Annotated in this window: 10 protein-coding genes; 6 read left to right on the top strand and 4 right to left on the bottom strand. The window is 54.2% G+C overall.

Annotated features, from left to right (window positions below; translation table 11 throughout):
• Nucleotide 1 precedes the first annotated feature (1 nt).
• From metH to C8275_RS10955, 3 genes are read left to right on the top strand one after another with little or no spacing between them, the layout of a single operon-like run.
• On the top strand, nucleotides 2-2,758 hold the full coding sequence (gene metH, locus C8275_RS10965; protein WP_106485131.1) for a methionine synthase: 2,757 nt from the start codon (nucleotides 2-4) through the stop codon (nucleotides 2,756-2,758).
• Between the two features lie 15 nt (nucleotides 2,759-2,773).
• Nucleotides 2,774-3,622, top strand: a complete 849-nt coding sequence (nadC, locus tag C8275_RS10960; protein WP_106485130.1) for a carboxylating nicotinate-nucleotide diphosphorylase — start codon at nucleotides 2,774-2,776, stop codon at nucleotides 3,620-3,622.
• A 38-nt stretch (nucleotides 3,623-3,660) separates the two neighbouring features.
• Nucleotides 3,661-5,343: a M23 family metallopeptidase gene (locus tag C8275_RS10955; protein WP_106485129.1), complete on the top strand. Its 1,683-nt coding sequence runs from the start codon at nucleotides 3,661-3,663 to the stop codon at nucleotides 5,341-5,343.
• Nucleotides 5,344-5,458: 115 nt separating this feature from the next.
• On the opposite strand, the gene ald is transcribed toward C8275_RS10955, so the two are convergent.
• A complete protein-coding gene (gene ald, locus C8275_RS10950) occupies nucleotides 5,459-6,559 on the bottom strand; it encodes an alanine dehydrogenase (protein WP_106485128.1) in 1,101 nt (366 codons plus the stop codon).
• A 182-nt stretch (nucleotides 6,560-6,741) separates the two neighbouring features.
• On the opposite strand from ald, the gene C8275_RS10940 reads away from it, so the two are divergent.
• From C8275_RS10940 to C8275_RS10930, 3 genes are all read left to right on the top strand, one after another.
• A complete protein-coding gene (locus tag C8275_RS10940; protein WP_106485126.1) occupies nucleotides 6,742-8,382 on the top strand; it encodes a C69 family dipeptidase in 1,641 nt (546 codons plus the stop codon).
• A gap of 109 nt (nucleotides 8,383-8,491) precedes the next feature.
• Nucleotides 8,492-10,237 carry a phospho-sugar mutase gene (locus C8275_RS10935; protein ID WP_022385881.1) on the top strand — a complete coding sequence of 582 codons (1,746 nt, stop codon included), beginning with the start codon at nucleotides 8,492-8,494 and terminating at the stop codon, nucleotides 10,235-10,237.
• A 150-nt stretch (nucleotides 10,238-10,387) separates the two neighbouring features.
• The gene (locus C8275_RS10930) at nucleotides 10,388-11,563 is read left to right on the top strand and encodes an MFS transporter (protein ID WP_106485125.1); all 1,176 of its coding nucleotides are present in this window, start codon (nucleotides 10,388-10,390) and stop codon (nucleotides 11,561-11,563) included.
• Nucleotides 11,564-11,625: 62 nt separating this feature from the next.
• On the opposite strand, the gene C8275_RS10925 is transcribed toward C8275_RS10930, so the two are convergent.
• The 3 genes from C8275_RS10925 to kdsA all read right to left on the bottom strand — a co-directional run bounded on the left by C8275_RS10925 (nucleotide 11,626) and on the right by kdsA (nucleotide 14,307).
• The gene (locus C8275_RS10925) at nucleotides 11,626-12,486 is read right to left on the bottom strand and encodes an RNA polymerase sigma factor RpoD/SigA (protein WP_022383715.1); all 861 of its coding nucleotides are present in this window, start codon (nucleotides 12,484-12,486) and stop codon (nucleotides 11,626-11,628) included.
• Nucleotides 12,487-12,607: 121 nt separating this feature from the next.
• Nucleotides 12,608-13,558, bottom strand: a complete 951-nt coding sequence (locus C8275_RS10920; RefSeq protein ID WP_022383716.1) for an SIS domain-containing protein — start codon at nucleotides 13,556-13,558, stop codon at nucleotides 12,608-12,610.
• Complete coding sequence (kdsA, locus tag C8275_RS10915; protein WP_106485124.1) at nucleotides 13,555-14,307, bottom strand: 3-deoxy-8-phosphooctulonate synthase; 753 nt, start codon at nucleotides 14,305-14,307, stop codon at nucleotides 13,555-13,557. The genes C8275_RS10920 and kdsA overlap by 4 nt, the downstream gene beginning before the upstream one ends.
• Between the last annotated feature and the right edge of the window lie 499 nt (nucleotides 14,308-14,806).

Genomic DNA, 14,806 nt, shown 5'->3' with positions numbered 1-14,806 from the left:
TATGCCGGATATTACAATCGAACAGTTAGTTCCCCGCCGTATCCTGATACTGGATGGAGCGATGGGAACCATGATACAGCAATACGACTTGCGAGAAGAGGATTTCCGGGGAGACCGCTTTGCCGACATTCCCGGACAACTGAAGGGAAACAATGACCTGCTCTGCCTGACACGGCCCGATGTGGTGAGCGAGATTCACCGCAAGTACCTGGAAGCCGGGGCAGACATCATCGAAACCAATACGTTCAGTTCTACCCGGGTGTCAATGGCAGACTACCATGTGGAGCATCTTTGCCGCGAAATCAATCTGGCTGCTGCCCGGTTGGCACGTGCGCTGGCGGATGAATATACCCTCCGCACACCGGATAAGCCCCGTTTTGTGGCGGGTTCGGTAGGACCGACGAACAAGACCTGTTCCATGAGTCCCGATGTGAACAACCCAGCCTGTCGTGCCCTGACATTCGACGAACTGGCTGCTGCCTATCGGGAGCAGATGGAAGCGTTGCTGGAAGGAGGGGTCGATGCCTTGCTCATTGAGACCATCTTTGATACGCTCAACGCCAAAGCCGCCCTTTATGCAGCCGAGGATGCCATGCAGAGTGTCGGACGGCGGGTGCCTCTGATGCTTTCCGTGACCATTGCCGATGCCTCAGGACGCACCTTGTCCGGACAGACGCTGGAGGCGTTTCTGGCATCCGTGCAGCATGCGCCGCTGTTCTCTGTCGGTCTGAACTGCTCGTTCGGGGCTGCACAGCTGAAACCTTTCCTGAAGACATTGGCAGACAATGCACCTTATTATATATCCGCCTATCCCAATGCCGGACTTCCCAACAGCCTGGGGCAGTATGACCAGACGCCCGAACAGATGGCTGCCGAGGTGAAGGAGTACATTGACGAAGGGTTGGTGAACATCATCGGCGGTTGTTGTGGCACGACCGATGCCTATATTGCCCGTTATGCCGCCCTGGTCGACGGGGCAGCGCCTCACCGTCCGGTACAGAAGCCCGAGCATCTGTGGCTGTCGGGACTTGAACGGCTGGAGGTGAAGCCGGAGATTAACTTTGTCAACGTCGGCGAGCGCTGTAACGTGGCAGGTTCGCGCAAGTTCCTCCGGCTGATTAAAGAGAAGAACTACGAAGAAGCACTCTCCATCGCACGCCGTCAGGTGGAAGACGGAGCGTTGGTGCTCGACATCAATATGGACGACGGACTGCTTGACACGCAGACCGAGATGACCACCTTCCTCAACCTGGTGGCTTCCGATCCTGATGTGTCGCGCGTCCCTATCATGATAGACTCCTCCAAATGGGAGGTTATTACGGCAGGACTGAAATGCCTGCAAGGCAAGTCCATCGTCAATTCCATTTCCCTGAAGGAGGGAGAAGATGTCTTCCTTGCCCATGCCCGCGAAGTGCGCCGTCTCGGTGCAGCCGTCGTGGTGATGGCGTTCGATGAAAAGGGGCAGGCGGATACCTATGAACGCAAGATAGAAGTTTGTGAACGTGCCTATCGCCTGTTGGTCGAACAGGCAGGTCTGAACCCCAACGACATCATCTTTGACCCCAATGTGCTTGCCATTGCGACCGGTATGGAGGAACATAACAACTATGCCGTGGACTTCATCCGTGCCACCGGCTGGATTCGCAAGCACCTCCCCGGAGCCCATGTGAGCGGTGGGGTGAGCAATCTCTCGTTCTCTTTCCGTGGAAACAACTACATCCGTGAGGCAATGCATGCCGTGTTCCTCTATCATGCCATTCGGGAAGGGATGGACATAGGCATTGTCAATCCGGCGACTTCGGTGCTCTACAGCGACATTCCTGCGGACGTCCTGGAACGCATCGAGGATGTGGTGCTCAACCGACGTCCGGATGCCGGGGAGCGACTCATCGAACTGGCTGACCGGTTGAAGGCGGGACAGCAGGAAGGAGGAACCGACACTGCACAGGGGCATCACGATGCCTGGCGTGACGGTACGGTGGAAGACCGGTTGAAATATGCTTTGCGAAAGGGCATCGGTGACTACCTGGAGGAGGACCTTGCCGAAGCCGTCCGGAAATACGTCCATGCGGTTGCCATTATCGAAGGTCCGCTGATGGACGGGATGAATGAGGTCGGCGAGCTTTTCGGAGCCGGCAAGATGTTCCTGCCGCAAGTCGTGAAGACGGCACGTACGATGAAGAAGGCGGTCTCCATCCTGCAACCGCTGATAGAAGCCGAGAAGGTGGAAGGCAGCCGCTCGGCGGGTAAGGTTCTGCTTGCCACGGTGAAGGGCGATGTGCACGACATCGGCAAGAACATCGTCTCGGTGGTCATGGCTTGCAACAACTATGAGATTATAGACCTGGGAGTCATGACACCTGCCGACGTCATCGTGCGCCGTGCCGTGGAAGAGAAGGTGGACATTGTCGGCTTGAGCGGACTGATTACCCCGTCGCTCGACGAGATGGTCCATGTGGCACGTGAACTCCAGAAAGCCGGTTTGCGTATCCCCTTGCTGATTGGTGGGGCGACGACCAGTGCGCTGCATACGGCGCTGAAGATTGTCCCCGTCTATGACGGACCGGTCATCCACCTGAAAGATGCGTCGCAGAATGCGCCGGCAGCTGCCCGGTTGCTCAATCCTGAGACGCGGGACGCATACGTGAAAGAGGTCTATGACAACTACCGCGCTTTGTGTGAGCGGCGGAAGAAGAACGAGGTCCCTCTCGTGTCCCTTCAGGATGCACAGGCCAACAAGTTGAATCTATTTGACTAATACAACATAAACACAATGGAAACAGTACACGAATTGATTGACCGTTTGATTGATCTTGCCTTTGCCGAAGACATCGGTGACGGCGACCACACCACCCTGTCGTGCATTCCGGAGGATGCCGTGGGCAAGTCGAAACTGCTTATTAAGGAGCCGGGCGTGCTGGCAGGAGTAGAGATTGCCAAAGAAATCTTCCACCGTTTTGACCCGACCATGCAGGTGGAAGTGATGATGGAAGACGGTTCGGAAGTGAAGCCCGGTGACGTGGCTATGGTCGTGACGGGCAAGGTGCGTTCTCTCTTGCAGACGGAACGGTTGATGCTCAATGTGATGCAACGCATGAGCGGTATCGCGACGATGACCCGCAGGTATGTAAAGCAACTGGAGGGTACTCATACCCGTGTGCTTGATACACGTAAGACGACTCCCGGCATGCGTATGTTGGAGAAGGAGGCGGTAAAGATTGGTGGCGGAGTGAACCACCGCATCGGACTGTTTGACATGATTCTCCTGAAAGACAACCATGTGGACTTTGCCGGAGGCATCGACAAGGCCATTCACCGTGCCAAGGAATATTGCAAGGAGAAGGGCAAGGACCTGAAGATTGAAATCGAGGTGCGCAACCTGGACGAACTGCAACAGGTGCTCGACCTCGGCGGTGTGGACCGCATCATGTTCGACAACTTCACGCCCGAGCTGACCCGTAAGGCGGTGGAGATGGTTGGCGGACGCTACGAGACCGAGTCTTCCGGCGGCATCACGTTTGATACCCTTCGTCAGTATGCCGAGACGGGTGTGGACTTCATCTCCGTCGGTGCACTGACTCACTCGGTAAAGGGGTTGGACATGAGTTTCAAAGCCTGCTGACTCCGGCTTGATGCAATGCTAACAGACGAATCCCTTGTATGAAAAAACTATTCTTTCTCTGTCTGCTCTGTGCCGTGACGTTGGTCCGTGCACAAGAGCAGACGCTTCATATTGGACTTCCCTTTGACTTTCCCATGCTGCTGAGTGCCAACTTTGGCGAGCTACGTCCCAACCATTTCCATGGCGGACTGGACATCAAGACGCAGGGAGTCACCGGTAAGCCGGTACATGTGGTGGCGGACGGTTACGTGTCGCGTATTTCGGTCAGCCCCACCGGTTATGGCAATGCGCTGTATGTGACCCATCCGAACGGTTATACCTCGGTGTATGGTCATTTGGAGAGTTTCGCTCCGGAGATAGCCCGCTATGTCCGTGAAGAGCAATACCTGCAGGAAAGCTTTGCCGTCAACCTTACGCCGGACAGTACGCTCTTCCGTTACCGGGAGGGGGATGTCATTGCCCTGAGCGGTAATACCGGTTCATCGGGCGGACCGCATCTGCATCTGGAACTGCGTCGTACCGACACGAACGAGATGATTGACCCCTTGCCTTTCTATATGGAACACCTGAAGGATGCACGGCGTCCGTTGTCACGGGGCGTGATGCTCTATCCCCGTCAGGGTGAGGGAGTGGTCAACGGAAGTGCGGCGAAGCAGCAGTTTCAGTGGACCCAGGGTGGCAACTCCCTGAACCGTCGGATTGAAGCATGGGGAAAGATTGGCGTAGCCATCCGTGCCAATGACTACATGACCGGGACCAGCAACATCTATGGGGTGCGCTCCATCCGTCTGCTGGTCGACAGTGTGGAAGTGTTCAGCAGCCTGACTGACCGGGTGGCTTTCGACGAGAACCGAGCCATTAATGGCTGGATTGATTACGACACCTATCTTCGTACCCGTGCCCTCTATGCCAAGTCGTACCTTCTGCCGGGCAGTCGTCTGCGTCTGGTGCAGAGCGAGGTTCCCGGACGTGGCTGGGTGACGATTGACGAGGAGCGTGACTACCGTTTTGTCTATCTGTTGGAAGATGGCTTTGGCAACCGCTCGGAATATGCTTTCACCGTGCATGGTACCCGGCAGGAAATACCTGTTGCACAACGTACGGGCAATCAGCTGCTGCGTTGGGACCGTGCGAACATCCTCACGCGTCCCGGCATGGAGCTTGTCATTCCGAAAGGGATGCTTTATGAAGACGTAGATGCGGATGTGCAGATGACGACAGATTCGGCAGCCATCGCCTTTACCTACCAGCTGCATGACCGTTCCGTCCCCTTGCATGATTACTGTCCGTTGCGTATCGGCGTACGTCATTTCCCCGTGGCAGACAGCACGAAGTACTACATTGCCGAGTGCTCGGGGAAGTCCCGGTGGTATGTGGGCAGTAAATGGGTTGACGGATGGCTGGAGGGCAAAGTCCGCTCCTTGGGAACCTATACGGTGGCGATTGATACCGTTGCACCGCGTGTCACGCCTCTGAACCGGAACCGGTGGGCTTCGGGGCGCATCACCTTCCGGATTGGTGACGATGCTTCAGGGCTGGGCAGCTATCGTGCGACGGTGGACGGCAAGTTCGTGCTTTTCGAGTGCAACCGTTCCTACAGCCGCCTCACCTGTAACCTTCGAGAGACCGATGTGGAACGTGGCGGGCTGCATACGCTGGAGATGACCGTGACCGACCGCTGTGGCAACACGACCGTCTTCCGGGAGCGTTTCCGCTACTAGTAGCATCGTCAGAGAGAATACAGAGACACAGAATCACGGTGTGGAACGACCGGAGGACAGTCCCCCTCGTTCCTGACAGCGCGATTCTGTGTCTTTGTGTGTTTGTACCAATCGGTTACAGGGTGTGCAGTTCCATGCCGAAGGCTTCAGCCACACCGGGGAAAGTCACTTTGCCGTCCACAACGTTGAGGCCCAACTTCAAGCCCGGGTCTTCCGCGCAAGCCTGTTGCCAGCCTTTGTCTGCCAGACGCAGCGCGTAGGGAAGGGTTGCATTGGTCAGTGCCAACGTCGAAGTGAAGGGCACGGCACCCGGAATGTTTGCCACACAATAATGGATGATTCCGTCCACCTCATAGACCGGTTCGGCATGCGTTGTCGGATGTGACGTTTCAAAGCATCCGCCCTGGTCGATGGCTACGTCCACCATGACCGATCCCTTCTTCATCATTCCCAGCATTTCCCGGGTGATGAGGTGCGGTGCCTTGGCTCCCGGGATGAGTACGGCTCCGATGACCAGGTCGGTCGTGGGCAACTCCTGTTCGATGTTGTAGGCCGATGAGAACATCGTCTTGACATTCTTCGGCATGAATTCAGTCAGGTGGCGCAGGCGAGGCAAGGAGATGTCACACACGGTCACGTCGGCACCCAGTCCGGCAGCCATCAGCGCCGCTTCCGTACCAACGACTCCACCGCCCAATACCAGCACCTTGGCAGGCTTGACACCCGGTACGCCGCCCAGCAGGATACCCTTTCCGCCTTGCGGCTTTTCCAGGAAGCGTGCCCCTTCCTGCACCGACATCCGTCCTGCCACTTCGCTCATGGGGATGAGCAACGGCAGCGTCCCTTGCTTGTCTACCACCGTTTCATAGGCGAGGCAGGTAGCTCCGCTCTGCAACATCGCTTCGGTCAGTGTCCGGTCGCAGGCGAAGTGGAAATAGGTGAAGACCAGCTGTCTCCGGCGTACCAGCTTGTATTCAGGTTCAATCGGCTCCTTCACTTTGACAATCATCTCGGCTATGGCATAGACCTCCTCGATGGTCGGGAGGATATGTGCCCCGGCACGTTCGTACTCAGCATCTGGGAAACCACTGTTTTCACCTGCGGTCTGCTGTACGTATACCGTGTGACCTCTCTTGACCAGTTCGCGTACTCCGGCGGGAGTCATTGATACGCGATTCTCATTGTTTTTGATTTCTTTGGGAATACCGACTATCATAATGCTACATTTTATAGGTTTACAGCCTCAAACATACGAAATCCCGATAAAAATGCGTAAGTTTGCGACGCTAATTATAGCAAATGATGTTGTTAAACATATCCTATTAATCCAACTTCCGCAGGCTCATTCCCTGACCGGTTGGGCGTATGCGGAACTTAATTCTATTAATAATAGCTGACATGAGAAAGAAAGTCTGGATGGCCGCTGCGTTGTTGCTGGCTGTCGCAATGAAATCACTGGCCTGCACCAACCTGATTGTAGGCAAAGCTGCATCGACTGACGGTTCGGTGCTGGTTACGTACTCCGCCGACTCGTACGGAATGTTCGGTCACTTGTGCCATTATCCTGCCGGCAAGCATGCGCCGGGCGAGATGATTGACATCCGCGACTGGGACACAAACAAGTTTCTGGGACAAATCCCTCAGGTGGCACAAACCTACAACGTCATCGGTAACATCAACGAGTATCAGGTGACCATTGCCGAGACCACGTTCGGCGGACGTTCCGAGTTGGCCGACCCCACCGGTCTGATTGATTACGGAAGTCTGATATACCTGGGATTGCAGCGCAGCCGGACTGCCCGTGAGGCCATCAAGGTGATGACCGACCTGGTGAAGGAATACGGTTATTACAGCGAAGGGGAGAGCTTTACCATTGCAGACCCCAACGAAGCATGGATCATGGAGATGATTGGTAAGGGTCCCGGTGTGAAGGGAGCTGTGTGGGTGGCTGTCCGCATCCCTGACGACTGCATCGCCGCACATGCCAACCACAGCCGCATTCATCAGTTCCCTCTGGATGACAAGGAGAATTGCCTCTATTCGCCCGACGTCATCTCTTTTGCCCGCGAGAAAGGCTACTTTGACGGGAAAAACAAGGACTTCAGTTTCTCTGCTGCCTATGCGCCTGCCGATTTCGGTGCCCTCCGTTTCTGTGAAGCCCGCGTGTGGAGCTTCTACCGCAAGCACAATCCCGAGATGGAGAAGTACCTCTCTTATATAAAAGGTGAGACCAAGGAGCCGATGCCGCTCTACATCAAGGCAGACCGTAAGCTCTCCTTGCAGGATATCCAGAACGACATGCGCGACCATTATGAGGGTACGGCGCTTGACATCACCTCGGATCTGGGTGCCGGAGCCTTCAATAGTCCTTACCGTCCGTCGCCTCTTACGTTTAAGGTGGACGGAAAGGAATACTTCAACGAGCGTCCCATCTCTACACAGCAGTCAGCCTTCACTTTTGTTGCCCAGATGCGCAGCCATCTCCCCAATGCCGTGGGAGGTGTGCTTTGGTTCGGTCTTGATGACGCCAACATGATTGCCTATGTCCCCGTCTATTGCTGCACCAACCGTATCCCCGCTTGTTTCGCAGCCGGTAAGGAAGCTGACTCCGTGACGTTCTCCTGGGACAACTCCTTCTGGGTATGCAACTGGGTGTCGAACATGATTTATCCGCGTTACGGACTGATGATCGGTGACCTCCGTGCCGTGCAGAGCCGTCTGGAGAAAGGCTTCTTCGATGCACAGAAGGGTGTCGAGGAGAAAGCCGTTTCACTCTATGAGCAAGACCCTGCCCAGGCTGTGAAGTACCTGACGGACTATACCGTAGCTTCCGCTGAGAACATGCACAAGGAGTGGCGTAAGCTGGGCGAGTTCCTGATTGTGAAATACAACGATATGGTGGTGAAGAAAGTGAGCGGAGGACAGTTCGAACGGACGGAAGACGGTATCGGGGCTGCTCCCGAACGTCCGGGATATCCTGAAGATTACAATCGCCGTGTGATTCAGGAGACCGGCATGCGTTACAAGGTTCCTGAATAACTTTTTGCGCTCTTAAGTTAAAAAAGTTACCACCCATTGTAGGTTATAAGCGTCTAAATTTATACATTTGGACGCTTATTTAGTATAATGGTTAATTAAAATATTTACTATGGAAAATGAAGCTTTGATTCAAGAAGTGACTGCCAAAGCCCAGAAGTGGCTGACTCCGGCATACGATGCCGAGACACAGGCAGAAGTGAAAAGAATGTTGGAAAATCCGGACAAGAACGAGCTGATCGAGGCCTTCTACAAAGACCTGGAGTTCGGTACGGGCGGTCTGCGCGGCATTATGGGTGTAGGTTCCAACCGCATGAACATCTACACCGTAGGTGCAGCGACCCAAGGTCTGTCGAACTACTTGAACAAGTGCTTCAAGGACCGTAAGGAGATTTCTGTAGTCGTAGGTCACGATTGCCGCAACAACAGCCGTCTGTTTGCTGAAATCTCAGCCAATATCTTCTCCGCCAACGGTATCAAGGTATACCTTTTCGAGGACATGCGTCCCACTCCGGAGATGTCATTCGCCATTCGTCACCTGGGTTGCCAGAGCGGTATCATCCTGACTGCCTCGCACAATCCGAAAGAGTACAACGGCTACAAGGCTTATTGGGACGATGGCGCACAGGTGCTTGCTCCGCATGACAAGGGTATCATCGACGAAGTGAACAAGGTGGCTTCTGCAGCTGACATCAAGTTTGAAGGCAACAAGGACCTCATCACCATCATCGGCAAGGACATCGACGACATCTACTTGGAGAAGGTCAAGGGCATCTCCATTGACCCCGAAGTCATCAAACGCCAGAAAGACCTCTGCATCGTTTACACGCCGTTGCACGGAACAGGCATGATGCTGATTCCTCGTTCACTCCAGATGTGGGGCTTTGAGAACGTACACTGTGTGCCTGAGCAGATGGTGAAGGACGGTAACTTCCCCACGGTGGTATCTCCGAATCCTGAAAATGCCGAAGCCTTGACGATGGCGATTGCGTTGGCAAAGAAGCTGGATGCCGACATTGTGATGGCTTCCGACCCCGATGCTGACCGCGTAGGTATGGCGTGCAAGGACAACAAGGGCGAGTGGGTGCTCATCAACGGTAACCAGACGTGTCTGCTCTTCCTCTACTACATCATCAAGAACCGCATTGCCATGGGCAAGATGAAAGGCAACGAGTTTGTAGTGAAGACCATCGTGACGACCGAACTCATCAAGTCGATTGCCGACAAGAACCACATCACCATGTTCGACTGCTACACCGGTTTCAAGTGGATTGCCCGTCAGATCCGTCTGCTCGAAGGCAAGATGCAGTACATCGGCGGCGGTGAAGAGAGCTATGGCTTCCTGGCTGAAGACTTTGTACGCGACAAGGATGCCGTGTCGGCTTGCTCGCTGCTGGCTGAAATCTGTGCATGGGCAAAGGACAATGGCAAGACGTTGTATGATGTCCTGATGGAGATTTATGTAGACTATGGTTTCTCACGCGAAGTGACCGTGAACGTCGTAAAACCGGGCAAGAGTGGCGCCGACGAAATCAAGGCGATGATGGAGAACTTCCGTGCAAATCCGCCGAAGGAACTGGGTGGTTCGCCCATCGTACTGACCAAAGACTACAAGGTTCTGAAGCAGACCGACAATGCCGGCAACGTGAGCGACCTCGACATGCCGGAGACCTCGAACGTCATCCAGTACTTCTGTGAAGATGGAACGAAGGTGTCCGTACGTCCTTCCGGTACGGAACCCAAGATTAAGTTCTACATCGAGGCAAAGGGCACCATGCGTTGTGCCGGATGCTATTCTTCAGCCAATGCTTCGGCCATCGAGAAGATCGAAGGGGTGAAGAAGTCACTGGGCATCTGAGACTGAAAAGCGGAGCCATCCGACAGCTCCGTTCCCGATAAATTGAAGAAGCACGTAGAGTGGATGAGATTCCATGCTACGTGCTTCTTTATTTTTGACTACCTTTGCATCCGAATCAGCCGACGAAGGCTGTGTACAGACGATTATCCGATGACTATGGTACTGAAAGAGAATGCCGGAATACCGGCGCATTTGTTGTGGACATTGGCGGTGATTGCCGGTGTTTCGGTTGCGAACTTATATTACAACCAGCCGTTGCTCGACCTGATGAGGCTGGACTTCGGCGTGTCGGAGTTCCAGGCCAACCTTATCGCAATGATTACCCAGGTGGGCTATGCGTTGGGACTGCTTTTCATCATTCCTTTGGGCGACTTGTATCACCGCAAGCGCATCATTGAAATCAACTTCTTTGTGCTGGTGCTGTCCTTGCTTGCCATTGCGGTGGCTACTGACGTCCGTATCGTGTGGGGTGCTTCTCTGCTGACCGGCATCTGTTCGGTCGTTCCTCAGATATTCATTCCCATTGCCGCCCAGTTCTCTACCCCGGCGACGAAGGGCCGTAATGTCGGTCTGGTCATATCCGGTTTGCTGACGGGCATCCTTGCTTCGCGGGTGGTGAGTGGACTGGTCGCCGATTTCTGGGGATGGCGGACCATGTATTACGCTGCCGCCGTGTTGATGGTGTTCAGCTTCCTGGTGGTGATGCGCGTGCTGCCTGACATTGCCCCCACGTTCAGCGGACGCTACGTCGATCTGATGAAATCCATCCTTTCCTTGTTGAAGAAGTATCCGCCACTCCGGATTTATGCCGGACGTGCCGGCTTTGCCTTCGGCTCCTTCCTCTCCCTGTGGGCCTGTCTTGCTTTCCGGATGGCACAGGAACCTTTCTGTGTCGGGAGTGATGTGGTCGGTCTGTTGGGACTTTGCGGAGTCGCCGGTGCTCTGTCGGCATCCATTGTCGGCCGTTATGTGAAGCAGGTAGGCGTGAAGCGGTTCAACTTCCTGGGCTGTGCCTTGTTTCTGGCATCGTGGTTGTTGCTCTTCTTTGCTCAGGATACCTATGCCGGCATGATTGGAGGTATCCTGTTGATTGATATCGGCATGCAGTGCATCCAGATCAGCAACCAGACCAGCATGTTCGAGGTTGCACCGCAAGCGGCAAACCGGGTCAACACCATTTTCATGACAACCTACTTCATTGGTGGTTCGGTGGGGACTCTTCTAGCCGGTTCAGCCTGGGCATTGGCGCAGTGGAGCGGCGTCGTCTGTGTCGGTATTCTGTTGGCTCTCGCTTCCCTCTCCGTGACGGCATTCACGAAGTATTGATACTGAAAAGGGCATCCGGATTGCTCCGGACGCCCTCTATCCTTGATTCTGATAAAATCGTCTTATCCTAAATAAGCCTTCAACAGCTTGCTTTGCGGACTTGTGCGTAACTTACGAATCGCCTTTTCCTTGATCTGACGTACACGTTCACGTGTCAATCCGAATTTGTCGCCAATCTCTTCAAGGCTCATCTCGCGGTGGTTGATGCCGAAGAATGTCTGGATGATTTCCTTCTCACGCGGAGTAAGGGTGGACAGGGTTCTGTCAATTTCTTCCGACAAGGACTCACTGACGAGCGAGTGGTCTGCCATGGGCGAATCATCGTTGACGAGCACATCGAGCAGGCAGTTGTCTTCACCTTCCACAAACGAAGCGTCGACCGAGACATGACGGCCCGATACGCGGAGTGCGTCGGAAATCTTGTCTTCTTCGATGCCCAGTTCGTCGGCGATTTCTCCCGCAGAAGCGCGGCGTTCGTTCTCTTGTTCAAACTTTGCCAGTGCTTTGTTGATGCGGTTGATTGAACCTACCTGGTTCAACGGCAGACGTACGATACGTGATTGCTCGGCAAGGGCTTGGAGGATGGACTGACGGATCCACCACACGGCATAACTGATGAATTTGAATCCGCGCGTTTCATCAAATTTCTGGGCTGCTTTCACTAAGCCAATATTACCTTCGTCAATCAAGTCGGCAAGGCTCAATCCTTGATTCTGGTACTGTTTTGCCACAGAAACGACAAAGCGCAAGTTCGCTCTCACCAGTTTGTTCAGAGCGGCTTCATCGCCTTTACGGATACGTTGTGCAAGTTCTACCTCTTCATCTACAGAAATCAACTCCTCGCGGCCAATCTCGCGCAGATAGGCTTCCAGAGAAGCGGTTTCACGATTCGTGATACTTTTGTTAATCTTTAGTTGTCTCATCCGTGTCTAGAGTTTGGAAAATAAGCGTGCAAAATTACGCAATTCCGCGCGATTATTCCTAATAAATGGGTTGAATAGTTTGTTAAACTAATCAAATATCCTTCCCCTCCTGGCAGTGGGTTTAAATCATACAGCTGAAGTTATCCACGATGCCCAGCAGACGATCGTTTTCGTCGACGACCAGCAGGGAGTGGATTTTATGGCGGTTGAGCATCTGCTCCACTTCGGCAATCTTCATGTCCGGATGGATACGCTTGGGGTTGGGAGTCATCACGTCCTCTACGCGCAGGTCAAAGAATCGGGCATGCCAGCGTTGCATGATGCGGCGCAGGTCGCCGTCGGTGATGATACCTTTGATGTGCTCGTCGTCGGCTACCACCAGCAGACCCAGTTTGCCCTCGCTCATGGGGACGATGGCGTCGCCCAGCTTCATCCCTGACGGGACGACGGGGAGGTCTTCACTGCGCATCACATCCTTTGCACGGGTCAGCAGGCGTCTGCCCAGACTGCCACCCGGATGGAAACGGGCAAAGTCCTGTGCACGGAAATGGCGCACCTCCATCAGGGCACATGCCAGCGCATCGCCCATTGCCAGTGCAGCCGTGGTCGAAGAGGTCGGTGCCAGGTTGAGCGGACAGGCCTCACGCTCGACGTAGGTGTTCAGGTGGCATGCCGAATAGCGTGCCACGAGTGAATCCGGGTTGCCTGTCATGCCGATGATGGGGATTTTGCGTTCGATGAGGCAGGGGATGAAGCGCAGGAGTTCGTCGGTCTGTCCCGAGTTGGAAATCACCAGGGCAATGTCTTCTGCCGTGAACATGCCCAGGTCGCCGTGGAAGGCGTCGAGTGGATTGACGAAAAACGAAGGCGTGCCCGTGCTTGCCAGTGTGGCGGCAATCTTCGCCCCGATATGTCCCGATTTGCCCACTCCCGTCACGATGAGGCGTCCCTTGCTGTGAAAAATCATTTCTACGGCACGGTCAAAGTCGTCCGTTAACAACGGAATCAGGTTGAGAAGGGCTTCTGCCTCATCGCGCAGGCACTTCTCGGCGTATGTTCGTATCTGGCTCATAGCAGTGACTGGATGACAGATTCTAGTTGACTCAGGTAGAGCATGTTCGGACCGTCGCTCAGCGCGTTGTCGGGATAGGGATGTACCTCGAAGAAATAACCCGTCGCGCCGAATGCCTTGGCTGCAAGAGCCATGGCGGGGACAAACTCACGGTTTCCGCCTGTCTTGCCGCCGGCAGCCCCGGGACGTTGCACCGAGTGGGTGCAGTCCATGATGACGGTCGGGGTGAACTTCTTCATGTCGGGGATGTTGCGGAAGTCCACCACCAGGTTGTTGTAGCCGTACATGTTGCCGCGTTCGGTGAGCCATACCTCGGAAGCCCCGGCTTCCAGTGCCTTTTCGACCGGGTACTGCATGTCGGTGCCTGAGAGGAACTGCGCCTTCTTGATGTTCACCGTACGTCCGGTGCGTGCCGCTGCCACGAGCAGGTCGGTCTGCCGGCAGAGGAAGGCAGGAATCTGGAGTACGTCTGCCACTTCGCCTACCGGTTCCGCCTGATAGGATTCGTGGATGTCGGTCAGCACTTTCAGGCGGTATTTCGTCTTGATGTCGCCCAGCCATTTGAGTCCCTGCTCCAGTCCCGGGCCGCGGAACGAATGGATAGAGGTACGGTTGGCCTTGTCGAACGAAGCCTTGAAGATGATGTCGATATGGTAGATTTGATTCAGGCGGACAAGCTCTTGCGCCACTTCCTCCATCAGCGAGAAAGACTCCATGACACAAGGTCCGGCAATAAACACTGGATTCATACGATACCTATTTATTATATTCTACTGTTACTGTTGTTATCTGACAATCCCGATTGGATTTGAACAAAGGTAAGTGAATCTCTCCGTTCGTTGCACACCGTTTAAACTCTTTTAGGAATGTTGACGGGCATGTCTCTTGTTTCGCCTGACGGACGCTCCTTGTGCACACATCCTTCCTGTCCGGATTTCGAAAAACCAAAAAGACAGTATCTCGCCGTCTTTGCTTGACAAACCTTTCTAAAAAGGACTTTTCTGCTAACTCATATTTTCCGAAGTCAGGATGAATTAGCGTCCAACTGTTAAGGGAATTTAGTACTTGTGTCAAGACTGTTTATCTATTTAGGAAAACTATACACTTCGTTTTCGGAAAACAGGCAAAACGTGCCCGGAACAATATTGTTTCGCGAGCCAAACAATATAGTTTGAGGCGTCAAACAATATAGTTTCATGCCCCAAACACTATTGTTTCGCGCCCGGAAGTCAAATCTTTGGAAACTGA

Source organism: Bacteroides sp. Marseille-P3684 (assembly GCF_900291465.1).
Classification (GTDB): domain Bacteria; phylum Bacteroidota; class Bacteroidia; order Bacteroidales; family Bacteroidaceae; genus Phocaeicola_A.
Note: the sequence above shows the minus strand (reverse complement) of the source record. Positions and strands in the feature narration are given on the sequence as shown.